General features: G+C 63.5%; 27 protein-coding genes. 12 read left to right on the forward strand and 15 right to left on the reverse strand.

Annotation, left to right across the window (positions count from 1 at the left end; genetic code table 11):
* Positions 1-84 precede the first annotated feature (84 nt).
* The 3 genes from AC07UC_RS07220 to AC07UC_RS07230 all read left to right on the forward strand — a co-directional run bounded on the left by AC07UC_RS07220 (position 85) and on the right by AC07UC_RS07230 (position 2,405).
* A complete protein-coding gene (locus AC07UC_RS07220) occupies positions 85-672 on the forward strand; it encodes a 5-formyltetrahydrofolate cyclo-ligase (RefSeq protein WP_140776529.1) in 588 nt (195 codons plus the stop codon).
* A gap of 70 nt (positions 673-742) precedes the next feature.
* Complete coding sequence (locus AC07UC_RS07225; protein WP_056575335.1) at positions 743-1,567, forward strand: TIGR00282 family metallophosphoesterase; 825 nt, start codon at positions 743-745, stop codon at positions 1,565-1,567.
* Between the two features lie 70 nt (positions 1,568-1,637).
* Positions 1,638-2,405, forward strand: a complete 768-nt coding sequence (locus tag AC07UC_RS07230; protein WP_140776527.1) for a TerC family protein — start codon at positions 1,638-1,640, stop codon at positions 2,403-2,405.
* A gap of 25 nt (positions 2,406-2,430) precedes the next feature.
* On the opposite strand, the gene AC07UC_RS07235 is transcribed toward AC07UC_RS07230, so the two are convergent.
* Positions 2,431-2,793 carry a VOC family protein gene (locus AC07UC_RS07235; RefSeq protein WP_494904863.1) on the reverse strand — a complete coding sequence of 121 codons (363 nt, stop codon included), beginning with the start codon at positions 2,791-2,793 and terminating at the stop codon, positions 2,431-2,433.
* A 15-nt stretch (positions 2,794-2,808) separates the two neighbouring features.
* A complete protein-coding gene (locus AC07UC_RS07240; protein WP_494904865.1) occupies positions 2,809-3,291 on the reverse strand; it encodes an SRPBCC domain-containing protein in 483 nt (160 codons plus the stop codon).
* A gap of 51 nt (positions 3,292-3,342) precedes the next feature.
* On the opposite strand from AC07UC_RS07240, the gene AC07UC_RS07245 reads away from it, so the two are divergent.
* The 4 genes from AC07UC_RS07245 (at position 3,343) to AC07UC_RS07260 (ending at position 5,823) form a co-directional block, all read left to right on the forward strand.
* Positions 3,343-3,666: an ArsR/SmtB family transcription factor gene (locus tag AC07UC_RS07245; protein ID WP_140776521.1), complete on the forward strand. Its 324-nt coding sequence runs from the start codon at positions 3,343-3,345 to the stop codon at positions 3,664-3,666.
* 204 nt (positions 3,667-3,870) lie between these two features.
* Complete coding sequence (locus tag AC07UC_RS07250; protein WP_140776519.1) at positions 3,871-4,620, forward strand: YebC/PmpR family DNA-binding transcriptional regulator; 750 nt, start codon at positions 3,871-3,873, stop codon at positions 4,618-4,620.
* 82 nt (positions 4,621-4,702) lie between these two features.
* Positions 4,703-5,506, forward strand: coding sequence for an RDD family protein (locus AC07UC_RS07255; RefSeq protein WP_494904868.1), 804 nt, complete (start codon positions 4,703-4,705; stop codon positions 5,504-5,506).
* Complete coding sequence (locus AC07UC_RS07260) at positions 5,503-5,823, forward strand: Rdx family protein (protein ID WP_202325540.1); 321 nt, start codon at positions 5,503-5,505, stop codon at positions 5,821-5,823. Before AC07UC_RS07255 ends, AC07UC_RS07260 begins: the two co-directional genes overlap by 4 nt.
* A 34-nt stretch (positions 5,824-5,857) precedes the next feature.
* Here the strand turns inward: AC07UC_RS07260 and AC07UC_RS07265 are convergent, their stop codons facing one another.
* Positions 5,858-6,334 (reverse strand): anthrone oxygenase family protein, encoded by a 477-nt coding sequence (locus tag AC07UC_RS07265; protein WP_202325541.1) that lies wholly within the window; start codon positions 6,332-6,334, stop codon positions 5,858-5,860.
* Between the two features lies 1 nt (position 6,335).
* Positions 6,336-7,163, reverse strand: a complete 828-nt coding sequence (locus tag AC07UC_RS07270; protein WP_494904870.1) for an NAD(P)H-binding protein — start codon at positions 7,161-7,163, stop codon at positions 6,336-6,338.
* Positions 7,164-7,288: 125 nt separating this feature from the next.
* On the opposite strand from AC07UC_RS07270, the gene AC07UC_RS07275 reads away from it, so the two are divergent.
* Complete coding sequence (locus tag AC07UC_RS07275) at positions 7,289-7,918, forward strand: TetR family transcriptional regulator (RefSeq protein ID WP_494904872.1); 630 nt, start codon at positions 7,289-7,291, stop codon at positions 7,916-7,918.
* 200 nt (positions 7,919-8,118) lie between these two features.
* Here the strand turns inward: AC07UC_RS07275 and rpmE are convergent, their stop codons facing one another.
* A complete protein-coding gene (gene rpmE / locus AC07UC_RS07280; RefSeq protein ID WP_010912060.1) occupies positions 8,119-8,340 on the reverse strand; it encodes a 50S ribosomal protein L31 in 222 nt (73 codons plus the stop codon).
* Positions 8,341-8,546: 206 nt separating this feature from the next.
* On the opposite strand from rpmE, the gene AC07UC_RS07285 reads away from it, so the two are divergent.
* The gene (locus AC07UC_RS07285; protein WP_202325544.1) at positions 8,547-10,346 is read left to right on the forward strand and encodes an ABC transporter transmembrane domain-containing protein; all 1,800 of its coding nucleotides are present in this window, start codon (positions 8,547-8,549) and stop codon (positions 10,344-10,346) included.
* A 52-nt stretch (positions 10,347-10,398) separates the two neighbouring features.
* On the opposite strand, the gene AC07UC_RS07290 is transcribed toward AC07UC_RS07285, so the two are convergent.
* On the reverse strand, positions 10,399-11,883 hold the full coding sequence (locus AC07UC_RS07290; protein WP_494904875.1) for a carboxypeptidase M32: 1,485 nt from the start codon (positions 11,881-11,883) through the stop codon (positions 10,399-10,401).
* A gap of 141 nt (positions 11,884-12,024) precedes the next feature.
* On the opposite strand from AC07UC_RS07290, the gene AC07UC_RS07295 reads away from it, so the two are divergent.
* Positions 12,025-12,378 carry a DUF1304 domain-containing protein gene (locus AC07UC_RS07295; protein ID WP_494904877.1) on the forward strand — a complete coding sequence of 118 codons (354 nt, stop codon included), beginning with the start codon at positions 12,025-12,027 and terminating at the stop codon, positions 12,376-12,378.
* Positions 12,379-12,488: 110 nt separating this feature from the next.
* On the opposite strand, the gene AC07UC_RS07300 is transcribed toward AC07UC_RS07295, so the two are convergent.
* The 9 genes from AC07UC_RS07300 to AC07UC_RS07340 all read right to left on the reverse strand — a co-directional run bounded on the left by AC07UC_RS07300 (position 12,489) and on the right by AC07UC_RS07340 (position 20,520).
* Positions 12,489-12,917: a hypothetical protein gene (locus tag AC07UC_RS07300; RefSeq protein WP_494904878.1), complete on the reverse strand. Its 429-nt coding sequence runs from the start codon at positions 12,915-12,917 to the stop codon at positions 12,489-12,491.
* A gap of 247 nt (positions 12,918-13,164) precedes the next feature.
* Complete coding sequence (locus tag AC07UC_RS07305; protein WP_140776501.1) at positions 13,165-14,196, reverse strand: peptidoglycan -binding protein; 1,032 nt, start codon at positions 14,194-14,196, stop codon at positions 13,165-13,167.
* 1 nt (position 14,197) lies between these two features.
* Positions 14,198-15,223 (reverse strand): MotA/TolQ/ExbB proton channel family protein, encoded by a 1,026-nt coding sequence (locus tag AC07UC_RS07310; protein ID WP_140776499.1) that lies wholly within the window; start codon positions 15,221-15,223, stop codon positions 14,198-14,200.
* 164 nt (positions 15,224-15,387) lie between these two features.
* Positions 15,388-16,074 carry a PAQR family membrane homeostasis protein TrhA gene (gene trhA / locus AC07UC_RS07315; protein WP_494904881.1) on the reverse strand — a complete coding sequence of 229 codons (687 nt, stop codon included), beginning with the start codon at positions 16,072-16,074 and terminating at the stop codon, positions 15,388-15,390.
* 100 nt (positions 16,075-16,174) lie between these two features.
* Positions 16,175-16,975, reverse strand: coding sequence for an inositol monophosphatase family protein (locus AC07UC_RS07320; protein WP_202325548.1), 801 nt, complete (start codon positions 16,973-16,975; stop codon positions 16,175-16,177).
* Between the two features lie 122 nt (positions 16,976-17,097).
* On the reverse strand, positions 17,098-17,664 hold the full coding sequence (gene efp, locus AC07UC_RS07325) for an elongation factor P (protein ID WP_019861758.1): 567 nt from the start codon (positions 17,662-17,664) through the stop codon (positions 17,098-17,100).
* Between the two features lie 128 nt (positions 17,665-17,792).
* Positions 17,793-18,833 carry a tetratricopeptide repeat protein gene (locus AC07UC_RS07330; RefSeq protein WP_494904884.1) on the reverse strand — a complete coding sequence of 347 codons (1,041 nt, stop codon included), beginning with the start codon at positions 18,831-18,833 and terminating at the stop codon, positions 17,793-17,795.
* 1 nt (position 18,834) lies between these two features.
* On the reverse strand, positions 18,835-19,482 hold the full coding sequence (locus AC07UC_RS07335) for a thiamine phosphate synthase (protein WP_494904886.1): 648 nt from the start codon (positions 19,480-19,482) through the stop codon (positions 18,835-18,837).
* A gap of 132 nt (positions 19,483-19,614) precedes the next feature.
* Positions 19,615-20,520 (reverse strand): DMT family transporter, encoded by a 906-nt coding sequence (locus AC07UC_RS07340; protein WP_494904888.1) that lies wholly within the window; start codon positions 20,518-20,520, stop codon positions 19,615-19,617.
* A 131-nt stretch (positions 20,521-20,651) separates the two neighbouring features.
* On the opposite strand from AC07UC_RS07340, the gene AC07UC_RS07345 reads away from it, so the two are divergent.
* Together AC07UC_RS07345 and AC07UC_RS07350 are read left to right on the forward strand one after the other, a co-directional pair.
* On the forward strand, positions 20,652-21,098 hold the full coding sequence (locus AC07UC_RS07345; protein WP_140776488.1) for an Lrp/AsnC family transcriptional regulator: 447 nt from the start codon (positions 20,652-20,654) through the stop codon (positions 21,096-21,098).
* 97 nt (positions 21,099-21,195) lie between these two features.
* Positions 21,196-21,924: a class I SAM-dependent methyltransferase gene (locus AC07UC_RS07350; RefSeq protein ID WP_202325551.1), complete on the forward strand. Its 729-nt coding sequence runs from the start codon at positions 21,196-21,198 to the stop codon at positions 21,922-21,924.
* Positions 21,925-21,992 lie beyond the last annotated feature (68 nt).

The following is a 21,992-nucleotide window of genomic DNA, read 5'->3' on the forward strand; positions in this document are numbered from 1 at the left end:
CGCCCATGCATTCCGGTGGATGGTGCGGTAGAAAACGTCGCTCCTAAAACGCCATCCCTATCCGGCCTTTTCTATCGTCCGCGCATGACATCTCTCAAAGACCTGAAAAAACAGCTGCGGCGCGAAGCGCTTGGACGCCGTGATGCGCTCGATGAATTCTGGCGGGTCGAGGCAGCGCTCGAAATGGCCGAGACGGCGCGCGATCATCTCGCTATCGAGCCCGGCCAGATCGTATCCGGCTTCTGGCCGATGCGTTCGGAGGTCGACGTCAGGCCGTTGATGTTCGCCCTGCGCGAAAAGGGCGCGAGACTTTGCCTGCCGGCCATTCTCGACAAGACCACGATCGTCTTTCGCGAGCTGGTTCGCGGGGCGCCGATGGTGGACATGGGCTTCGGCACGGTTGGGCCCCATGAAGAGGCCGAGGTGCTTGATCCCGAGGTAATGCTGGTGCCGCTCGCCGCGTTCGATGCGCGCGGTCACCGCATCGGCTATGGCGCCGGCTATTACGACCGCGCCATCGCGAAGCTCGTCGACAAGGGGCATGCACCCCGGCTGATCGGCATCGCCTTCGACTGCCAGGAAGTTCCGCAGGTTCCGGATGAACCCCACGACGTCGTCATCCCGGAAATACTCACAGAGAACGGGTTGCGCCGCTTCACGCCGAAATTGTAGATAATGGAGGCATGATCTTTTCGCTGGAGTCATGCAGCTTTTGCTTCGCTGACTTTCGGTGCGGGATCATATGAGACTTCTCTTCCTCGGAGACATGGTTGGAAAGACGGGACGCACGGCGGTGTGGGAACAACTGCCTGGCCTGATCTCGGATTTCAAACTCGACTTCGTCATCGTCAATGGCGAGAACGCCGCCGGCGGTTTCGGCATCACCGAGGAGATCTTTCGCGAGACGATCGCGGCGGGCGCCGACGTCGTGACCACGGGCAACCATGTCTGGGACCAGCGCGACGCGCTCGCCTTCGCGCCGCGCGAGGAGCGCTTCCTTCGCCCCTCCAATTTTCCCAGGGGCACGCCCGGGCGCGGATCGGGCGTTTATATCGCCAGGAGCGGGGCCAGGGTCCTGGTCGCCAACATCATGGGCCGGGTGTTCATGCATCCGGAGCTCGACGATCCGTTCCAGGCTGGTGAGCGCGAGCTGGCCGCCTGTCCGCTCGGCGAGCAGGCCGATGCGGTGGTCATCGACTTCCACGCCGAAGCGACCTCGGAGAAGATGTGCTTCGCGCATTTCGTCGACGGCCGCGCCAGCCTCGTCGTCGGCACCCATACCCACCAGCCGACCGGCGATCATCAGATCCTCAACGGCGGCACGGGTTACATTTCCGACGCCGGCATGTGCGGCGATTATGATTCCTCGCTCGGCATGGACAAGGAGGAGCCGCTCAACCGGTTCCTGTCGAAAGTGCCGAAAGGCCGCTTCGAGGCTGCGACTGGACCTGCAACATTGTGCGGTGTTGGCGTGACTATTTCCGACCGCACGGGCCTGACCGAAAAGATCGCGCCGTTTCGTCGCGGGCCGAGACTTGAAGAAACGGCTCCGTCTTTCTGGTCGTGACATTGATATAGAGGTTTGTAGTACCTAACTGCCGGCGACACTGCTCTAGATCGTAGAGGGGACGACCTCCATGCAGCTCATTGAGTTCCTGGCGCCGCATTTTCACTTTGTATCCGACCCAACGGCCTGGGTCGCGTTGCTGACGCTGGTGGTGCTGGAGATCGTGCTCGGCATCGACAATCTGATCTTCATCTCGATCCTGACCAACAAGCTGCCTGAGGCGCAACGGGCCCGCGCCCGCCGGCTCGGCATCTCGGCGGCACTGGTCATGCGGCTGGTGCTGCTGGCCACCATTTCGGTCATCGTCCAGCTGACGACGCCGGTGTTCACGGCATTCGACCATGGCTTCTCCTGGCGCGACCTGATCCTGATTGCCGGCGGCCTGTTCCTGGTGTGGAAGGCGACGAAGGAAATCCATCATACCGTCGATCCGGACGACCATCAGGACACGATGCTGGGCGAGACGCTCAAGATCTCGCTGGCCGGCGCGATCTTCCAGATCCTACTGCTCGACCTGGTCTTCTCGATCGATTCCATCATCACCGCCGTCGGCATGACCGACGAGATCGCCATCATGTACATCGCGGTGATCGTGGCCGTCACCGTGATGATGCTGGCGGCGGGGCCGCTTGCCAACTTCATCGCCAGGAACCCCAGCATCGTCATGCTGGCGCTGGGCTTCCTGTTGATGATCGGCATGACGCTGATCGCCGACGGCATGGGCTACCATGTGCCGAAGGGCTACATCTACGCGGCGATGGGTTTCTCGGCGCTGGTCGAGGGGCTCAACATGCTGGCACGGCGGCGCAGGAAAGCGAAATCCGGCGACGGGCATTGAGGCTGGTCCGCCGTGGGCCTTGCGCTTACCAGGCGTCGGGTTCGCGAACCATGTGAACGATGTTGGCAGGATTGGTGATCCAGCCGCCACGAAAGCCCTCGCCCAGGGGCTCGATGGCATCGCACCGCACGACACCGGCCTCGGCGAGCTGGGCGGCGGCGACTGAAAAGTCACTGGTGAACAGTTCCAGCCAGACCTCGGCCTGACTCGACATTGGCGCTTCATCGATCCACAGCCGGTTTGGACCGAGCTCGAAGCCGATGGCCGGTGTCTTGGCGGTAAACGGCTTCAGGCCGATGACGTCGCGGTAGAAGGCGATTGTTGCCTGGTACTGGTGCGGCGGCACCTTCATGGCGATGTTGATGCCTCCGCTGATTTTTGCAGTCATTGCTGGCTCCGTTGCTTAAACATTGGTCTCGTTGGCGGGTTCGCCCTTCATCTCGCTGCGGTAGTAGCCGTCACGCAGATTGATGCCGTATTCGACATAGGCCTTCATGCAGGCCAGCATCTGCGACCAGCCCTCGCAGTTGAGGTAGGATTTCTTCAAGCCGACCGCGCCTTCCTGCCAGCCGCTCTCGGCAATGGTGACGAAGGTGCCGCCATCGTCCAGCGGTTCGAAATTCATCTCGATGCGGGTCTTGTGGGCCGGCTTGCCGTCGGCATCGGTGGCGTCCCAGCGCAGCACGATGCGGCTGTCCTTGACCACCTCGTCGACCTCGACTGGCACCTTGCCCCACCAGACGACGCCAATGCCGGTTTCCAGCGGCGCGCTGGCGCCGCCGATGGTGGTGAAATAGCCGCTCAGCTTCTTCGGATTGACGACAGCGTCGAAGACTTCGGCGACCGGCCTGCCAATGCGTCCTGAAACCCGGAATCCAAGGGACATATCCACAGCTCCTTGCTTGATCGGCTCAAGGATATGTTATATAAACATAACATGTCAAGCCGATCGCAAGATGACAATGTTTTCAAGGCGCTGGCGCATCCGCGCCGGCGCGAAATGCTGGATCAGCTGAAGGACGAGCCGAAGACCACCGGCATGCTGTGCGATGCCTTCCCCGACATCGACCGCTGCACCGTCATGCTGCATCTCAAGGTGCTGGAGGAGGCCGGGCTGATCGTTGCGCGCCGTGACGGACGCGAACGCTGGAACCATCTCAATTCCCTGCCGATCAAGCAGATCCATGATCGCTGGATCAGCCAGTATGCCGGCCATGCACTCAGCATCATCGACCGGCTGAAGTCCGATCTGGAGGCATAAGGCGTTGCAGGGGATCGCCGCAACACGGCGCGCTGGACGAATTGAGCCGATTTATCTATAAGCCGGCCATTCCGACAGAGAACGCCGTGCTTCCGTGGGTTGCACCTGGGACGCTCTGAAATTTTGAATTCGAGCATTTTTGCGAAGGGCAAGGTGATCCACCTGGCTGCAGGATGCTCTAGCCGAGAAGACGACAGGGGTGCCATGGCTGGCCATTCGCAGTTCAAGAACATCATGCACCGCAAGGGCCGTCAGGACGCGGTGCGCTCGAAAATGTTTTCCAAGCTGGCACGCGAAATAACCGTTGCCGCCAAGAGCGGCACGCCTGATCCATCGATGAATCCACGCCTGCGGCTGGCGATCCAGAACGCCAAGGCCGTGTCGATGCCGAAGGACAATATCCAGCGCGCCATCAACAAGGCCTCGATGGGCGATGCCGAGAACTACGAGGCTGTGCGCTATGAAGGCTATGGCCCAGGTGGCGTCGCCGTCATCGTCGAGGCCTTGACCGACAACCGCAACCGCTCGGCGTCGAATGTGCGCGCCGCCTTCACCAAGGCCGGCGGCGCGATGGGCGAAACCGGCTCGGTATCCTTCATGTGGGACCGTGTCGGCGAGATCTACTATCCGGCATCGGCCGGCAGCGCCGACAAGGTCATGGAAGCGGCGATCGAAGCCGGCGCCGACGATGTCGAATCCGACGAGGAAGGCCACACGATCTATTGCGCCTTCGAGAATCTCGGCGAGGTGTCGAAGGCGCTGGAAACCGCGCTCGGCGAGGCGGAATCGGTGAAGCTGATCTGGCGGCCGCAGACCAACGTCCCGGTCGATGAGGAACGGGCACAGTCGCTGATGAAGCTGGTCGCCACGCTCGAGGACGACGACGACGTGCAAAGCGTCTACGCCAATTTCGAGGTCGACGACGAGACCTTGGCCAAGCTCAGCGCGGCGTGAGTTTCGAAATATTGTCGCCTTGCGCGATTGAAAACCCTGTTTGAATTGTCCAGCATCGCCCCGGTTTGACTGGGGGGAAGCGATGACAATTGGTGGAACCAGGGCCGAGATGCCTCGGGACAGCATTTTGGCGCGCCCTCGTGCCGGCTTTTGGCGGCGTTTTGGAGCGTTGTTATGTGATGCAGCCTTGGTGCTCATTCCGCTGCAAGTGGTCGTTGCCGTTCTATTTGGCCTGACCAACGGCCAGATCCAGGGAAGCTTTGGCTTCAAGACCACTGTTTGCAATTCACTTGATGTGCTTCCGGAGGGCCTCCAGCCGGCGCCGCCGGAAGGCTTTAATTCGATCGAGGATTGCCGGTCGTCCCTCCTCGGCCTTGTCACCGAGCGCAAGCTAGTCGTCGCGAAGACGACCGTAGAAGGCCATTCCAAGACCAGCTTCTTTCGGGAATACTGGCTTGATGCGGACGGCAGGCCGATCTATGGCGTCTTCGATGTAACCTGGATCGCCATCCTGGCACTGCTTGCGTACATGGCTTGCATGGAGTGGAAGACCGGAGGGACGTTTGGCAAGCGCGCGACAGGGATCAGGGTTGTCGACAGGGAGAATCCCGGCAGTATAGGCGTTCCCTTCGGTCGGGCCCTGTTGCGCCAGGTCGCCACCTATGGGGGCCTTGTTCCGATACTGATGCTCGGGGTTGGCACTGTCGTGCTGGTCAGAGACCCCGCTCAGCTCGAAGCACTGATGACTTCACGATCCTACTTGCTGCTGATGATCATTGCCGGTGTTGCGTGCGCGGCCTGGGCGATCTGGATCATGGTCTCACTTGCGAGAAGGCACGATCCCATCTACGACCGGCTGGCAAGAACGACCGTAGTGGTAAAATGACAGCGTTGCCCGCCATCCGCATCACCTATTGCACGCAGTGCCAGTGGCTGCTGCGCGCCGGCTGGATGGCGCAGGAGCTGCTCTCCACCTTCGGCACCGATCTCGGCGAGGTGACGCTGGTGCCCGGCACAGGCGGCGTCTTCACCGTCTCCTGCAACGACGTGCTGGTCTGGGACCGCAAGCGCGATGGCGGTTTTCCGGATGCGGCAAAGCTCAAGCAGCTGGTGCGCGACGTGATCGACCCGGATCGCGATCTCGGTCATTCCGATCGCAAGGGCCACACGTCGAAGGGACATGCGCAAAAAGACCCCGCCTGAGACGGGGTCCGAGTGTGTTTCGTAAGCGTCTCGTTCAGAGCAATGCGAAGATAAAGCAGGCCATCGCCACGATGGCGGTGATGGTGCGGATGTGGTTCCACATCACCCATTGGCTCAGATGGTTCGCCCACACGGCGGCGCCGTTGCTGCTGGCCGGGTCGACGGCGGCAAGCGCATCGTTGAGCGGCACGTTGAAGACCATGGTCACGATCGGGTTGCCGATCACGTAGATCACCGCGCCGGCGAATAGCCAGTACGAGCCGGACTGGGCCCAGCCCATGATGGCGGCGGCGATAAGCACCAGACAGAGCAGGCCGGTACCGAAAAGCGCCGTCATGAAAGTCGGCGTGATCACCGTGATGTTGATCGAATTCATCGCCGCGATGCCTTGCGGGACAGGCAGCCGGGCAAGTGCTGCCATGACGAAATTGGAAAAGGCGAAGAACACGCCGGCGACGAGGCCCGAGCCGATCGCGGCAATGATGGTGAGGGCGGGAAGAAGCTTGATCATCTCAGTTGCTCCAGACCAGGCTAGCGGCGGTTTCGGTTGCGTAGACGGAAAAGTCTTTCGGCGCGCGGCCGAGCACGCGCTGGATACCGTCGGTGAGCGACTCGTTGCGGCCGTCGAGCACTTGGGTGAACAGTTCATCGAGCAGCCAGACGAATTCGGGTGGCAGTTCATGCGAGGCGACAGCGGTGGTGAACTCGTCGTGCGAAATTCTGACAAAGCGGATGTCGCGTCCCGCCGCCTTGGCAATTTCGGTGACCGCGTCTGCGAAGCTCAAAAGCCGCGGCCCCGTGAGCTCATAGAGCTGGCCGATATGACCGGGCTGGGTCAGCACCGCTTCGGCGGCGTCGGCGATGTCGTCGACATCGACAAAGGGTTCGCCGACAGGTCCGACCGGCAGTGCCACCTCGCCTGCCAGCAGCGGCTCGACGAGAAAGCCTTCGCTGAAATTCTGCGAGAACCAGGCGCAGCGCAGGATCGTCCAATCAGCCCCGGAAGCCTTCAGCATCTCTTCGGCGCGCTGGGCTTCCGTTTCGCCGCGGCCCGACAACAGCACCAGCCGGCGAACGCCATGCTCCACGGCAAGGCGGGTGAAGGCACCGATCACTTCGGCGGCACCCGGCACGGCAATGTCGGGATAATAGCTGATGTAGACCGCGCTGACGCCCTCGAGTGCGGGAGTCCAGCTTGCCGGAGCTTCCCAGTCGAAGCGCGGCGTGCCGGAACGGGAGCCGATCCGTACCGGAATGCCGCGCGCCGTAAGCCGTTCAGCAAGACGGCGGCCGGTCTTGCCGGTGCCGCCGAGGATCAGGATTGGTTTGGTGTCGGTCATGGTGGTTTTCCTTCGTTTCAAAACATGAGTAATCCTCACATTTGCAAAACGTGATAAACCCTCGTATTTTGCGAGTCAAGCCATTTCCCCGGCGATTGTGCCGAATGCGTTATTGGAGACAGTCCATGGAAGGCACGCCGGCCAACGAGCAGATGGCTTCGCCACGGCGGGCGCCAAGCCAGCAGCGCAGCCGCGAGCGGGTGGAGCGCATGCTGGCCGCGGCCTCGGCGCTGATCACCGAGCAAGGCAGCGACGCCATGCGCATGGGCGAGGTGGCGGAGCGGGCAGGGGTGTCGATCGGCTCGCTCTACCAGTTCTTTCCCGACAAGCGGGCGATCATCTGGGCGCTGGCCGAGCGCTACACGGCCGAGAGCCAGGCCTGCATTTCAGCGGCACTCGCCAATGTCGGCGATGCCGAAGGGCTGCGGCGGGCTTTCTCGGACCTGGTCGATATCTATTACGGGCTGTTCCTGGCAGAGCCGGTGATGCGCGACATCTGGTCGGGCACGCAGGCCGACAAGGCGCTGCGCCAACTCGAACTCGCCGACAGCCGGGCCAATGCGGAGTTCCTCGTCGCGGTGCTGAAGCAATTGCGTCCAGACGCCGACCCTGTCGCCCTGGAAACCACGGCGTTTCTGGTCTGGCAAATGGGCGAGGCGGCGGTGCGGCTGGCCATCTCGGTCGAGCGGCAGGAGGGCGACAGGCTGGTCGCCGCCTACAAGCGCATGGCGCTCAGGGAACTGCTGGCCGGGTAGGATGCTCTCTCACCCTCCCCCTCGTGGGGAGGGTCGCTGCGAAGCAGCGGGGTGGGGGCGGCGCAGACCCCCACCCGGACCTTCGGTCCGACCTCCCCACAAGGGGGAGGTGGGCCAAGCGTCAGCCCTAGGCGATCTACGTCGGTAGCAACAAAAAACCCGCCACAAGGGCGGGTTTTGATCTGCAAGCCTTGTTTGGCTTAGAGGCCGAAACCTTCGAAGCGCTTCTTGAACTTCGACAGGCGGCCGCCGCGGTCGAGCAGGGTCTGCTGGCCGCCGGTCCAGGCCGGGTGGGTGGTCGGGTCGATATCGAGGTTCATCGTATCGCCTTCCTTGCCCCAGGTCGAACGGGTCGTGTACTCGGTGCCGTCGGTCATGACGACCTTGATGGTGTGGTAGTCGGGATGGATAGCGCTCTTCATGGCTCGGTTCCTGGCTTGCCGGCGCGGCTGACGGGCATGAGCCTGCGTCGATGCGCCTCTTTTTAAAACTCGAAGCCGCAGCTATTGAGGAGCCACGGCTTCTAAAACGGTCGGCGAGCCTATACATCAGGCGGAATTGAATCACAAGGCCGCGGCAAGCGCATATTGCGACGCCTAGAGCTGAAGCGGCTAGAGGAAACACCGAGATGGCGCAATCAAGCAGCGCAGACGAGCGCCGACGCTCGCTCAAGCCGCTCAGACGCCTGTTCCCCTATATCACGCAATATCGCACGCTGGTCGTCGGCGCCCTCATCTCGCTGGCCATCGCGGCGGCAACGACATTGGCGCTGCCGCTGGCCGTACGGCGCATGATCGACCACGGTTTTTCGTCATCCAGCACCACCTTCATCGCCGAATACTTTGCCGCGCTGGTGGCGATGGCCGCCATGCTGGCGGCGGCATCGGCCTGCCGCTATTATTTCGTCATCACGCTGGGTGAACGCGTCGTCGCCAATATCAGGCGCGATGTCTTTGCCCATGTGACGACGCTGTCGCCTGCCTTCTTCGACACAGCGCAGTCGGGCGAGATCGTCTCGCGGCTCGCCGCCGATACCACGCAGGTCAAATCGGCGGTCGGCGCCACGGCCTCGGTCGCGTTGCGCAACGTCATCCTCGGCCTCGGCGCGGTGGGAATGATGGTCATCACCAGCCCGAAACTGTCCGGCCTAGTCATCGCAGCCATTCCCATCATCGTGCTGCCCCTGGTCGCCTTCGGCCGCTCGGTGCGGCGCAAGTCAAGGCAGGCGCAGGACACGCTTGCCGAGGCGACAGCCTATGCCAGCGAGCAGATCGGCGCGGTGCGCACGCTGCAGGCCTTCACCAATGAGAAGCTGGTCACCGGGCGGTTTTCGGGCGCGGTGGAGGCTGCCTTCGAGGCTGCACGCGCTTCGATCTTCGCACGCTCCTTCCTCACCTTCTTTGCCATTTTCACCATCTTCTCGTCTGTCGTGGCGGTGCTGTGGTTCGGCTCGCGCGATGTGCTCGACGGCAATCTGTCACCAGGCACGCTTGGCCAGTTCCTGCTCTATTCGGTGTTCGCCGCCGGTGCGCTCGGCGCGCTGTCGGAAGTCTGGGGCGAACTTGCCCAGGCTGCTGGTGCGGCCGAACGGCTGACCGAGATCCTCGCCGAGAAGCCGGCGATCCAGGCGCCGGCCGATCCGAAGCCGTTGCCGTCGGTTGCCAAGGGCGCGATCGTCTTCGACGACGTCTCCTTCTCCTATCCGGCAAGGCCCGACCGCGCCGCCGTCCACGGCTTGAGTTTTCAGGTCATGCCCGGCGAGACGGTGGCCATCGTCGGTCCTTCGGGGGCCGGCAAGAGCACGGTGTTTTCGCTGATCCTGCGTTTCTACGATCCCGAAACCGGCAAGATCCTGATCGACGGCGTCGACGTGCGCGAGGCCGATCCAGTCGCTGTTCGCGAGCGCATCGCCATCGTGCCGCAGGACGTCACCATCTTCGCGGCGAGCGCGCGAGACAATATCGGCTTCGGCCGGCCGGGTGCGGGCAATGCCGAGATCGAGGCGGCCGCGAAGGACGCGCTGGCAGACGAATTCATCCTGAAGCTCGAGAACGGCTATGACAGCCAGGTCGGCGAGCGCGGCGTGACGCTGTCCGGCGGCCAGCGCCAACGCGTGGCGATCGCCCGCGCCATCCTGCGCGACGCACCGATCCTGCTGCTCGACGAAGCGACGTCGGCGCTCGACGCCGAAAGCGAGACGCTGGTGCAGACGGCGCTGGAGCGGCTGATGCAGGGCCGCACCACCATCGTCATCGCCCACCGGCTGGCAACGGTGCTGAAGGCCGACAGGATCCTGGTCATGGATGGCGGCCGCATCGTCGAGGAAGGCACGCATCAGAGCCTGGTGGCCAAGGGCGGCATTTATGCCAGGCTGGCCAAGCTGCAGTTCGAGACCGGCGCCAGCGCCTTCAGGGGCGCGGCGGAGTAGGTTACGGCGGGCTGTTACCGTCTGCCGAATCCGGATGGCACGATGGCCGATTTCATCCGCCGTAGCGCTGCTTCAGGTGATTGACGAAATACACGGCATTGAGCTTTTCGCCGGTGGCGCGCTCGAGCAGGCCCGGTGTCGACCAGCGCGACCCCTGCGACCATATCTTCTCGCGGCGCCAGTCGTTGATGGCAGCGAAATTCCCTTTCGCCAGGTCGTCGTCGGCGGAAGGGTGTTCCCTGGTCAGCGCGGCCCATTGCTGCGCCGCCATCATCGCGCCCAGCGTGTAGGACGGGAAGTAGCCGAAGGCGGCGCCCGGCCAATGCACGTCCTGCATCGGCCCGTCGGCCGGATTGTCTATGGTGGAAAGGCCGAGATAGTCGCGCATTTTGGCGTCCCACGCTTCGGGGAGATCAGCCACCTCCAGCCTGCCCGAGACCAGCTCCTGCTCCAGCTCGTAGCGCAGGATGACATGCAGGGGATAGGTCACCTCGTCGGCGTCGACGCGGATCAGGCCGCGCTCGACGCGATGCACGTGCGGCAGGAGATCGTCGAGCGACCAGGCCTCGCCGAGATGCTTTTCCACCACCGGCAGCGCCCAGCTCCAGAAGGCGGGATTGCGGCCGACCTGCTTTTCGACGAACAGGCTCTGGCTTTCATGCACGGCCATGCCGCGCGCCTTGCCCAGCGGCCAGTGCGACCATGCCTTCGGCAGGTTCTGTTCATAGAGCGCGTGGCCGGTCTCGTGCAGCACACCCATCAGCGCCGACAGGAAATCGGACGTCTTGTAGCGGGTGGTGATGCGCACGTCGCTGGGCACGCCGCCGCAGAAGGGATGGTGCGACACCGACAGCGAGCCGTGCGTCAGGTCGAAACCGACCGCTGCCATCATGGCAAGGCCGAGTTCGCGCTGCTTGTCGATCGCATAGGTACCCGAAAGCGGCTTCAGCGGATGCTTGCGCAGCCGCGCCTCCTGGATCGCCAGTGCCTCCGGCACGAATCCCTTGAGGAAGGCTTTCAGGTCGGCGAAGACCGGGGTGATGTCCGCGGTGCGGTTGCCGGGATCGAATTGCTCCATCAGCGCATCGTAGGGGGCGAGGCCCAGCACGTCGGAGCGCAGAGCCGCCTCTTCGCGCACCAGCGCCACCACACCCTCGAGCGCCGGCTGGAAACCGGCCCAATCGTTCTTGGCGCGCAGGTCGCGCCACAGCTGCTCGCAACGCATGCGCGCCGTCGTCTGGCGTTCAACGAATTCGACAGGCAGGCAGGTCAGGTTGGTGTATTGCCGCCGCAGTTCGCCGAGCGCCGCGCGCTGCTCGTCGTCGAGCGCCTCGGCTTCGGCGGCGGCGATCCAGTCCGATATCTCCGGTGCGGTCGCCCTGGTGTGGTACATGCCGGCCAATGCCGCCATCGCCTCGGCACGCTTCTCGCCGCCGCCGACGGCCATATGCGTCGCTTCGTCAGCGCCGAGGATGGCCAGTGCATGCTCAAGCGCTTCGAGCTTGTGGCCGAGGTCGTCGAGTTTCTGAAAGGACATGGCGACTTCCGTGATTGAGGACGGCGCGAAAAGACACCAACGCAAAAGCGTTGGCAACCCTCAGATACCTCCCAGCAGATGCACCTTGCGCAGGCGATGCCACACATGAAATGCTGCGGGCGACGCGTGCAGGGGGAGCAAATGGTCGGCAACATCCTGGTCGGGCTGGTGGCCTTGATCCATGTCTACATCGTCTATCTCGAGATGGTGCTTTGGGACACGCCGCGCGGGCACAAGACATTCCGCCTGACGCCGGAATTCGCCAAGGCCTCGAAGGTGCTGGCCGCCAATCAGGGCCTCTACAACGGATTTCTCGCCGCCGGCCTGATCTGGGGGCTTTACCTCGGCGCCGCCGGTTTTCAGGTCAAGGTCTTCTTCCTGTTGTGCGTGGCCATCGCCGGCCTCTATGGCGCGGCAACGGTCGGCCGCAAGATCCTGTTCATCCAGACCGTGCCGGCGGTGGTCGCCCTGGTCGCGCTCTGGCTCGGTTGGTAGGCAGGCTTGGTTGGTTGGTAGACTGGGCCAGCGAGGAAAAAAGGACGCCCGCGGGATTGGGGTCCCGAAGGCGCCAGGTGGTCCCTTCCTCTTGGACCGTTCCCGAGGCCTCAGCCGTTCGGATAGTTTCCGCCGTCGGAACCATCGCCCATCAGGAAGCCGCTGCCGGTGTCGACCCTCAGCCGCTGGTCGACATTGTCGAGACGGCGCAGCAGTTCATGATATTGCGCGACCGGTATCCTGCCGTGATCCGACGCGGCTATCTTCTCGGCTGCCTGGTTGATGCGGGCGGTGCGCATTTCCAGGCGCTCCGCCACGGCCGGGGTAATGTTGTTGGCCTGCCTGGCGTCGACGATGCCTTGGTGGACACCCTGAACCTGTTGCATGAGAGCCTCGACACGCGGGCCGGTCATGTCTGTCGGGTCCGTCGCGTCGAGAGCGCCCTTGTGATGGCCCGCGGCATAGGCGCCGGCGAGCGGAATGGCGATAAAGAATGCGGTCAATGCTGCAGTTCTGAGCGTGGGGTTAAAAGAGCGCATCGTCGCGTCTCCTCCAGAAGAGGAAGGCAGCGGTTCTTTCGTCTACCTTCCAGCCGCGGGCCGTCGGGTTCCGTCGCGTCGCGATGGGAGGCATCGCCGGCGGTTCTCGGCCCTGGGCGGCAGGCTAGGAGCGCTCCGGCGGGAAGTGTAATTAAAAAAAGATAATCTTTTCAGGCCTTGCCGGCGCCCGTCTGCGCCCTAGAGTTGAGCCGTCGAACAAATTCGCGTGACATCGCGTGATGATGGATCACCGTTCGGTGAGCTTCAGTTCAATGCGGCGGTTCTTGTTGCGCGCCTCGTCGGTATCGGCGGGGTCGAGCGGCTGGAACTCGCCAAAGCCGGCGGCGACCAGCCGGTTGGCCGGCACGCCGTTCTCGATCAGGAACTTGACCACCGAAGTCGAACGCGCCGTCGACAGCTCCCAATTGTCGCGGTAGCGGCCGGTGCCGGAGAGCGGCTTGTTGTCGGTGTGGCCATCGACACGCAGCACCCAGTTGATCTCCGGTGGAATCTCCTTCTGCAACTCGATGATGGCGTCGGCGAGCTTCTTCATCTCGACCTTGCCGGCATCGTTGATGACCTCGGAGCCGGTTGGGAACAGCACTTCCGACTGGAAGACAAAACGGTCGCCGACAATGCGGATGTTCTCGCGGTCGGCGAGGATCTCGCGCAGGCGTCCGAAGAAGTCGGAGCGGTAGCGGTTCAATTCCTGCACGCGCTGCGCCAGGGCGACGTTGAGGCGGCGGCCGAGATCGGCGATCTTGGTGTTGGAATCGCGGTCGCGGGCCTCCGAAACGTTGAGCGCGTCCTCGAGTGCTCCGATCTGCTTGCGAAGTGCGGCGATCTGCTGGTTGAGGATCTCCACCTGGCTCAGTGCCTGCTGGCTGATCTGGCGCTGGCTGTCGAGTTCGCCGCCCAGTTCCGCGGCACGCTGGTTGGCCGCGTCGCCGGCGCCGGCACCTTGCGCCAGCAATTGCTCGAGCCGGCTCTTCTCCGCCTCCGCCGCCGACAGCGATGCCTGCAGGTTGGCGAGTGAATCCTCCTTGTCCTGCGCCGTCGAGCGCTCCAGGGCCAGAAGCTGGGTCAGTTCGTTGATCTGCGAGTTGAGGCGATTGAGCACCGTGTCCTTGCCGGAGATTTCGCGGCCGAGCAGGAACTGCGCCAACACGAAAACGGTGAGCAGGAACATGATGGCGAGCAGCAGCGTCGACAAAGCGTCGACAAAGCCCGGCCAGTAGTCGATGCGGCGATCGGTACGCCGGCCCCTGGCAAGCGCCATGTCAGTGCACCCCGGGCTTCTTCAGGGCGTCGGCGATCTTTTCCAGCGTGTTGCGCATCGCCTTCTGTTCATCGGACTGGGCCTCGACCCAGTCGCGCATGATCTGCTGCTCGGAGCGCATGTTCTTGACCAGGCCGGAAATGCCGTCGGCGAGATTGGCCATGGCGGTGGCGACACGAGGATTGGAGCCGCCGCCATTCTCCTGCATGCTGCGCAGCCGCTCCGACAACAGTCGGATTTCGTCCGACGGTTCGGACTTGGCCGGATCGGAGACGACGATGTCGGAAGAGAGATCAGTGACCGAGGACAGCCAGTTCTCAAGCTCGGTGTAGAAGCGCGTCTGGGCGCGGCCCGCCTGCAAATCGAGGAAGCCAAGCACCAGCGAACCGGACAGGCCGAACAGCGAGGATGAGAAGGCCGTGCCCATGCCGGCCAACGGCGCCGACAGGCCCTGCTTCAGGGAATCGAGCACCGCGGCGGCATCACCCGTGCCGGGGTCGAGCGACTCGATGGTCTCGCGAATCGAACCGATCGTGTTCAACAAGCCCCAGAAGGTGCCGAGCAGGCCGAGGAACACCAGCAGGCCGACAAGGTAGCGCGAGGTGTCGCGGCTTTCGTCGAGGCGCGTGGCGATGGAATCCAGCATTGTGCGCATCGAAGAGGTTGAGAAGGCCATGGTCGAGGAACGGCCGATCATGGCTTTCATCGGCGCCAGCAGCACCGGTTCGATGGTTTCCGAGCCGGCGCGGAAGGAGTTGACCCAGCGCACCTCGCGAAACAGCCTTCCGACCTGGGCGAAGGCGAGCAGGATGCCGACCACCAGCACGCCGATGATCAGGCCGTTGAGGCCGGGATTGGTGACGAAAGCCGTCGAGATCTGGCGGGTCAGGATGGCGGCAATGAAGGCGACGATGGCCAGGAAGATGACCATGGTCAGCAGGAACACCTGCGGACTCGACAGTTTATGCGGATCGTAGATCAGTACGTCGGAGCGCCTGCCCATGCCGAAGGATCTGAGAAAAGCCATCCGTGCCCCGTTTCCGATGCTCTATTTGCCTTTACGCAATTCCGAACGGGAAACCGCTCACACTTTCCCTGGAATTGGTCCAGCGCCGCCGATCACGTAGTTGGCGACTCTAAACGGAATTGTGACCAAATTGAATGGCGCTTGGCAATATTGCCGCGAGCGGATCAGAAGCGGTTAATCACCAGGCAGTCGACCATGGCCGCCAGATGCAGGCCCGCTCCAGTGACGACGAAGCCGTGCCACAGCGCGTTGTGGAAACGCAGCCCCTTCCAGGCGAAGAAGATGACGCCGCAGGAATAGACGACGCCACCGGCGACGATGAGCACGATCGAGGTCGTCGGCAGTGTCGCGACGAGTGGCTTGACCAGGACGATCCCGCTCCAGCCGATGGCGAGATAGAAGACGATCGCCAGCCGGTCGAAACGGCCGGGAAAGAACACCTTGATGGCGATGCCTGTCGTCGCCGCGATCCAGACCAGCGCGATCATCCAGTGGGCCAGCGGCGAGCCGTCGAGCTGGGCCAGAAAAGGCGTGTAGGTGGCGGCGATGAGAAGATAGATCGCGGCGTGATCGAAGCGCCGCAAAACCCATTTGGCCGGTGACGATACCGGCCACAGATTGTAGGCCAGCGACACCGAGAGCACGGTGAGCAGCGAAACGACATAGAAGGCGGCGGCGACGTACTCGCCGGGTCCGACCCGAAACGCCGCCAGCGCCAGCAGCGCCGAGCCGGCCGCGATCGCCAGCACGATGCCGACAGCATGGACAATGCCGTCGGCGATCATCTCCGCGCGCGAGTAATGCCAGCGCCCGACAAAGGGGATTTCGAGTTGCGGCGGTGTGTCAGCCATCGATCGTCCTGCGTCACCCCATATCTGGGCAACCGCCGGACAGTATTTCAAGCTTAGATGGCGGTTTTGCGACTGCGGCTGTTCAGCGCGGCGGAAGGCTTCAGCGGGGTGCGAGGGGCTTTTTCACCGTCTTCAGCAACGCGCGCTGGATGACCTCGTTGCCGGCGACGACGGAGCCGTTGTCCAGCATGTCCTGCCCGCCATCCATGTCCGAGACGAAACCGCCGGCTTCGCGGATCAACAGCAGGCCGGCGGCGATGTCCCAGGCCGACAGGCCGATTTCCCAGAAGCCGTCCATGCGGCCGGCGGCGACATAGGCAAGGTCGAGCGAGGCCGAGCCAAGGCGCCTGATGCCGGAAACCTCGGCCATGACGTGGCGCAACTCGATCAGGAAATTGCCGTGTTGGCCGCGCCCCAGATGCGGCACGCCGCAACCGATGACGGCGTCGACGAGCTTGGTGCGGCCGGCGACGCGCAGGCGGCGGTCGTTCAGGAAGGCGCCGCCGCCGCGCTCGGTCGTATAGAGCTCGTCCATGGCCGGATTGTAGATCACGCCGGCAACGATCTGGCCCTGACGCTCCAGCGCGATCGAGACGGCGAAAAGCGGAATGCCGTGCAGGAAATTGGTGGTGCCGTCGAGCGGATCGACGATCCAGCGGTGCTGGCTGTCGTCGCCGGCGACCGCGCCGCGCTCTTCCATCAGGAAGCCGTAGCCCGGGCGCGCCTTCGACAATTCGGCGAAGACGATGTCCTCGGCCTTGCGGTCGGCCTGGCTGACATAGTCGCCCGGACCCTTCATCGAGACCTGCAGGTTCTGGACTTCGCCGAAGTCGCGCGACAGCGAGCGGCCGGCCTTCATTGCGGCCTGGACCATGACGTTGAGAAGGGCTGAGCGTGCCATATCGTTGAAACTCCAAAAGCCTGGGGCGGATCAACTCAAATTGGATCGCGACCCCGCTTCATCTGCTTGTCTTTGCACGCATGATCTTGTCCGAAAAGTCTGCAACTTTTCGGGATCATGCTCTAGTCGGCGCGGCGCACGTAAGTGATTTCGTTGGTGTCGACGATGATGCGTTCGCCAGCGCCGATGAAGGGCGGCACCAGAACGCGAATGCCGTTCTCCAGCACCGCCGGCTTGTACGAGGATGCCGCCGTCTGGCCCTTCACCACCGGATCGGCCTCGGTGATGGTCAAGGTCACATAGTCGGGTAGCGAGATGCCGATCGGCCTCTCCTCATAGAGCTGGACCGTCACCATCATGCCGTCCTGCAGGAAGGCGGCGCGGTCGCCGACGAAATCCTTGTTCAGTTCGAGCTGTTCGTAGCTCTGGGTGTCCATGAACACCAGCGCGTCGTCCTGCTCGTAGAGGAAGGAAAAATCCTTCAGGTCGAGGCGGATCTGTTCGACCGTCTCGGCCGAGCGGAAGCGCTCGTTGAGCTTGGTGCCGTTGATCAGGTTCTTCAGTTCGACCTGGTTGTAGGCGCCACCCTTGCCGGGCTTGACGGTGTTGGTCCTGACCGCCACCCACAGGCCGCCATCGTGCTCGATGACGTAGCCGGGACGGATTTCGTTGCCATTGATCTTGGCCATGATGATGGGATCCGGAATGAGATTTTCGCTGGGACAAGCGATTTAGGGGCTCCCAAGACCACAAATCGTCCGGAGAGGCAAGGGAGCGGTCAGCAATGGGCCGGCGCCGGGCGATTGCACGAGCGCCATCACGGCAGGCGGTTTGCCTTCTGCAGGGCCTGCTTGGTCTGGTCGTCGCTCAGCCCTTGCAGGAAGTCGTCCATGTCGGGGTCGATGAGACCGGCGCGGCGGGCGACGATGTACCAGGCGCCGGCGAGCACGAGGTCCGGGTCGGTGCCGATGCCTTGCATATAGAGTTTCGCCAGGCGGTTCTGGGCGGCGACATTGCCGCCCTCGGCGGCCTGCTTCGTCCAGCCGAAAGCCGATTTCAGGTCACGGGCGCCGCCGCGCCCCTCGATCATCCAGGCGGCGAGATCGATCTGCGCGGTGTCATAGTTCTGCCGTGCGGCCTGCGCCAGGAAGCGCCTTGCCTGCGCATCGTCGCGCGGCTTGCCGCCGACGCCATTGGCGTAGATCTGGGACATGGCGTACTGCGCGTCGGGGAGGCCGGTCGCGGCGGCGCGCTCATAATAGGAGACCGCTTTGGCCAGGCCGGCGTCACCGGGATCCTGCTGGACCAGCATCTGCGCGAAATTGAACTGCGCCAGCTGGTTGCCGGCTTCGGCCGCGGCCTGCATCAGGGCATAGGCCTCTTTCGTGTCCTTCTTGACGTAGCGGCCGTCGAGCAGCATCAGCGCGTACTGGAACTGTGATTCCGGCACGCCCTGTTCGGCGGCGGCGGCGTACCATTTGGCGGCCTCGGCTGTATTGAGCGGTACGCCCAACCCGCGCGACAGGATCTCGGCCACCAATGTCTGCGCCGCCGGGTCGCCATTTTTCGCGCGGACCAGCGCAAGGTTGTAGGCCGTCTTGTAGAGCCCGCGCTGGAAGGCGCCGTAGGCCGCGTCCGCCGGCTTGGCCCCGAAGCGGTCGGGATTGATGCTGTCGGCCGAGGGCAGCGGCGACGGCTCCGCCGTGGTGGCGGGTTGCGGCAGCTGCTTTTCGATCGGCTTGTCGGTGTGCACGCCGACTTCGGGCTTGGGCTGCGGCAAGGGAATCGTTTCGGCGGCGGCGGCCTGGATCATGACCGCTGCAAGCAAGGCCTGAAGGGGAAGCCTCACCGGAGCCACATCAGTCCTCGAAGCGCGGCGCGGTTTCGTCGAGCAGCGCATTGGCCCGGCCTATTGCCGCTTGCGGATCGACGCCATCGGCGAACACCGCGCTCGACAGCGCGACGAACTCGGCACCGGTGGCGGCCACTTCCTCGACGGAAGCCAGATCGGATCCGGCCATGACGATGCAGGGGATCTGGATCATTTGCGCCCACCACTCGCCCAGTGACAGATTGCGCGGATGCGGCTCCGGCTTGTTGTCGTAGCCGAAGCGGCCGAAGAAGATGTAGTCCGGCCTGACCTCACCGAGTTCGAGTGCGTCGTCCCGCTTCTTGGCGCCGCCGGCGCCGACCATCATCTTCGCCTGGAAATGTTCGATCGTTTCGGCGAGTTCGGCCTTGGACGCCTCGACATGGATGCCATCGGCCTGGACACGGCCCGCGATGCGGGTGTCGCCGGCGATGATCACGGCCACGCCCGCGGCCTGGGCCGTCGGCACGATCTGCTCGGCAAAAGCCTGGAAGGAGGCCTCGTCCATGCCGTTCTCGGGCAGGATCAGCGAGGCGACGTCGCCGCCGTCGAATGCGTTGGCGATGCGGGCGGCCGGCACGCCGGGCGGCGCGATCAGCACGATGCGGCAACGATTTGGGGGTGTGGCGTCGTTCATGGTTCTTCGATCCCGGGTTTCGCCTATGCCGGGCGAAGATGGTTGGATTGCGGCATAGAGCAAACTGCCCGCTTTGAACAGGCGGGCAGCCGGGATGGCGATTTTTGCCGGCGGGGTGCCGGCGGGCGGACCCTACTCGATCGGCTGGGGGCTCGTGACGGACGGTTTCGGCTTCCACAAGGACCAGCCGAGATTCATGCCGGCCGCGGCGATCAGGATGGCGGCGGCGCCAACGACCTGGCTCAGATGCAGCCGGTGGCCGAAGGCGGTGACGTCGACCAGGATGGCGACGACCGGATATATGAAAGACAGCGATGCCTGCAGATGCGTCGGCAGCTTCTGGATGGCACCATACATCAGGATGTACATCAGGCCGGTGTGGACGATGCCGAGCGTCGCCAGCATGGCCCAGCTCCACGGGTCGGCGGGAAGATGCGAAAGATCAGCGAAGGGGGCCAGCATGACGACGCCGACGCAGACCTGGATCAGCGCGATCAGATGCGGCGGCGTGCCCTTGAGCTTCTTGGTGACGATGGCCGCGACGGCCCAGAAGAAGGCCGCGGCCAGTGCCATCAGGATGCCGGCAAAATAGTTGGTGCCGACATCGCCGGCGTCAGGGGTGGCCTCGACGATCAGCACCATGCCGGCGAAGGCTATTATCAGCCAGGTCAGCTTGGTCAGCGTCAGCCGTTCGGCGAAGAAGAGCGCGCCGAAGCCGACCAGCATGAAGGGCTGGGTGTTGTAGACAGCGGTGGCGATCGAGATCGACGCGCGCGAGAAAGCGCTAAAGAGCAGAACCCAGTTGATGACGATGGCCGCGCCGCCAAGCGCGGCCAGGCCGATGACGCGCAGGGGCAGCTTGTCGCGCAGCAAGCCGAGCGAAGTGCAGATGACAAGCAGTGTCGCCGCGCCGAACGCGCAGCGCCAGAACACGACGTCCATGATCGGTTGGCCGGACATGATGACGAACCATCCGATCGTGCCCAGGATCGCCATTGCGGCCGACATCTCGACCGTGCCGCGTACCGTATCGTTCATGATCAGCCTCTGACCTGTTGAGGCGTCATATTCTCATGCGAGGTGTCGGCTTTCCATCTTGCGGAAAAGGTCATATTCAAGGATGACCTAATTATATTAGGCTACTGCTGCGAATCTGTGAGAAATCAGAAATGCTGGACGATCTCGACCGAAATCTCCTCGAAATCCTGGTGAGGGATGCACGGACCTCGCTGAAGGAGTTGGCCGCCCAGGTCGGACTGTCGTCGCCGAGTGTTTCGGAGCGGCTCCGGCGGCTCGAGGAGCGCGGCGTCATCCGGGCGTTCACCGTCGAGATCGATCCCCTGGCGCTCGGCTATACGCTGCAGGCGATCGTGCGCATCAAGCCTTTGCCGGGCAAGCTGCACATCGTCCAGAAATTGATCGAGGAGATTGCCGAGTTCGCGGAATGCGACAAGGTGACGGGCGACGACTGTTTCGTCGCCCGTCTGTTCGTGCGCTCGATCGGCGACCTCGACGGCATTCTCGACCGCATTGCCGACAAGGCCGAGACCAGCACCGCCATCATCAAGGCGCAGCCGATCCGGCGGCGGCCGCCGCCGCTCGGGGCGCCGGCCTGATCGTCTTGACCCCGCAAGGCCGGGGTGGAAATGCGCGGCCTGTCCCCCAGATGTCGATCTTCCGCCAGAGGATTGGTTGAGAGACGAGGAAGAAAACATGGCGCAAAATATCTACGACCAGCCGGAGTTCTTCGCGGGCTACAGCCAGCTCGGCCGGTCGATCGAAGGCCTGGACGGTGCCGCCGAATGGCCGGCGCTACGCGCGATGCTCCCTGAAGTCGGCGGCTTGCGGATCGTCGACCTCGGCTGCGGTTTCGGCTGGTTCTGCCGCTGGGCGCATGACAATGGAGCGAGCCACGTCCTTGGGCTGGACTTGTCGGAAAAGATGCTGGCCCGGGCAAGAGCCGCCGGCCCGGACACGGGCATCACCTATCAGCGGGCCGACCTCGACCATCTCAGCCTGCCGGCGGGCGGATTCGATCTCGCCTACAGCTCGCTTGCCCTGCACTATGTCGAGGATGTCGCGCGCCTGTTCAGGACGGTGCATCAGGCCCTGTCGCCCGGCGGGCATTTCGTCTTCTCCACCGAACATCCGATCTACATGTCCCCGACCAGGCCGGGCTGGGTGGTCGATGCCGAAGGCCGCCGGACATGGCCTGTCGATCGCTATCTGGTGGAAGGTCCGCGCAAAACAGACTGGCTGGCCAAGGGCGTGGTGAAACACCACCGCACCATCGGCACGACGCTCAACGCGCTGATCAAGTCCGGCTTCACGATCGGGCATGTCGAGGAATTCCGTCCCACGGATGCGCAGGTCGCGGCCAAGCCCGAACTGGCTGAAGAACTCGAGCGGCCGATGTTCCTGCTGGTCTCGGCGCGTCGATAGGATAGTCGAAAGGACAAGGGCGTCATTGGCCAGACGCGCCCTGCCTGGATTTGCTGTCGCTCCGTTCA

It is taken from the genome of Mesorhizobium sp. GW821-FHT04C10 (assembly GCF_059420305.1).

Coding starts and splice junctions, on each gene's coding strand:
- AC07UC_RS07220 (WP_140776529.1), top strand. CDS start 85: ATGACATCTCTCAAAGACCTGAAAAAACAGCTGCGGCGCGAAGCGCTT.
- AC07UC_RS07225 (WP_056575335.1), top strand. CDS start 743: ATGAGACTTCTCTTCCTCGGAGACATGGTTGGAAAGACGGGACGCACG.
- AC07UC_RS07230 (WP_140776527.1), top strand. CDS start 1,638: ATGCAGCTCATTGAGTTCCTGGCGCCGCATTTTCACTTTGTATCCGAC.
- AC07UC_RS07235 (WP_494904863.1), bottom strand. CDS start 2,793: ATGACTGCAAAAATCAGCGGAGGCATCAACATCGCCATGAAGGTGCCG.
- AC07UC_RS07240 (WP_494904865.1), bottom strand. CDS start 3,291: ATGTCCCTTGGATTCCGGGTTTCAGGACGCATTGGCAGGCCGGTCGCC.
- AC07UC_RS07245 (WP_140776521.1), top strand. CDS start 3,343: ATGTCAAGCCGATCGCAAGATGACAATGTTTTCAAGGCGCTGGCGCAT.
- AC07UC_RS07250 (WP_140776519.1), top strand. CDS start 3,871: ATGGCTGGCCATTCGCAGTTCAAGAACATCATGCACCGCAAGGGCCGT.
- AC07UC_RS07255 (WP_494904868.1), top strand. CDS start 4,703: ATGACAATTGGTGGAACCAGGGCCGAGATGCCTCGGGACAGCATTTTG.
- AC07UC_RS07260 (WP_202325540.1), top strand. CDS start 5,503: ATGACAGCGTTGCCCGCCATCCGCATCACCTATTGCACGCAGTGCCAG.
- AC07UC_RS07265 (WP_202325541.1), bottom strand. CDS start 6,334: ATGATCAAGCTTCTTCCCGCCCTCACCATCATTGCCGCGATCGGCTCG.
- AC07UC_RS07270 (WP_494904870.1), bottom strand. CDS start 7,163: ATGACCGACACCAAACCAATCCTGATCCTCGGCGGCACCGGCAAGACC.
- AC07UC_RS07275 (WP_494904872.1), top strand. CDS start 7,289: ATGGAAGGCACGCCGGCCAACGAGCAGATGGCTTCGCCACGGCGGGCG.
- rpmE (WP_010912060.1), bottom strand. CDS start 8,340: ATGAAGAGCGCTATCCATCCCGACTACCACACCATCAAGGTCGTCATG.
- AC07UC_RS07285 (WP_202325544.1), top strand. CDS start 8,547: ATGGCGCAATCAAGCAGCGCAGACGAGCGCCGACGCTCGCTCAAGCCG.
- AC07UC_RS07290 (WP_494904875.1), bottom strand. CDS start 11,883: ATGTCCTTTCAGAAACTCGACGACCTCGGCCACAAGCTCGAAGCGCTT.
- AC07UC_RS07295 (WP_494904877.1), top strand. CDS start 12,025: ATGGTCGGCAACATCCTGGTCGGGCTGGTGGCCTTGATCCATGTCTAC.
- AC07UC_RS07300 (WP_494904878.1), bottom strand. CDS start 12,917: ATGCGCTCTTTTAACCCCACGCTCAGAACTGCAGCATTGACCGCATTC.
- AC07UC_RS07305 (WP_140776501.1), bottom strand. CDS start 14,196: ATGGCGCTTGCCAGGGGCCGGCGTACCGATCGCCGCATCGACTACTGG.
- AC07UC_RS07310 (WP_140776499.1), bottom strand. CDS start 15,223: ATGGCTTTTCTCAGATCCTTCGGCATGGGCAGGCGCTCCGACGTACTG.
- trhA (WP_494904881.1), bottom strand. CDS start 16,074: ATGGCTGACACACCGCCGCAACTCGAAATCCCCTTTGTCGGGCGCTGG.
- AC07UC_RS07320 (WP_202325548.1), bottom strand. CDS start 16,975: ATGGCACGCTCAGCCCTTCTCAACGTCATGGTCCAGGCCGCAATGAAG.
- efp (WP_019861758.1), bottom strand. CDS start 17,664: ATGGCCAAGATCAATGGCAACGAAATCCGTCCCGGCTACGTCATCGAG.
- AC07UC_RS07335 (WP_494904886.1), bottom strand. CDS start 19,482: ATGAACGACGCCACACCCCCAAATCGTTGCCGCATCGTGCTGATCGCG.
- AC07UC_RS07340 (WP_494904888.1), bottom strand. CDS start 20,520: ATGAACGATACGGTACGCGGCACGGTCGAGATGTCGGCCGCAATGGCG.
- AC07UC_RS07345 (WP_140776488.1), top strand. CDS start 20,652: ATGCTGGACGATCTCGACCGAAATCTCCTCGAAATCCTGGTGAGGGAT.
- AC07UC_RS07350 (WP_202325551.1), top strand. CDS start 21,196: ATGGCGCAAAATATCTACGACCAGCCGGAGTTCTTCGCGGGCTACAGC.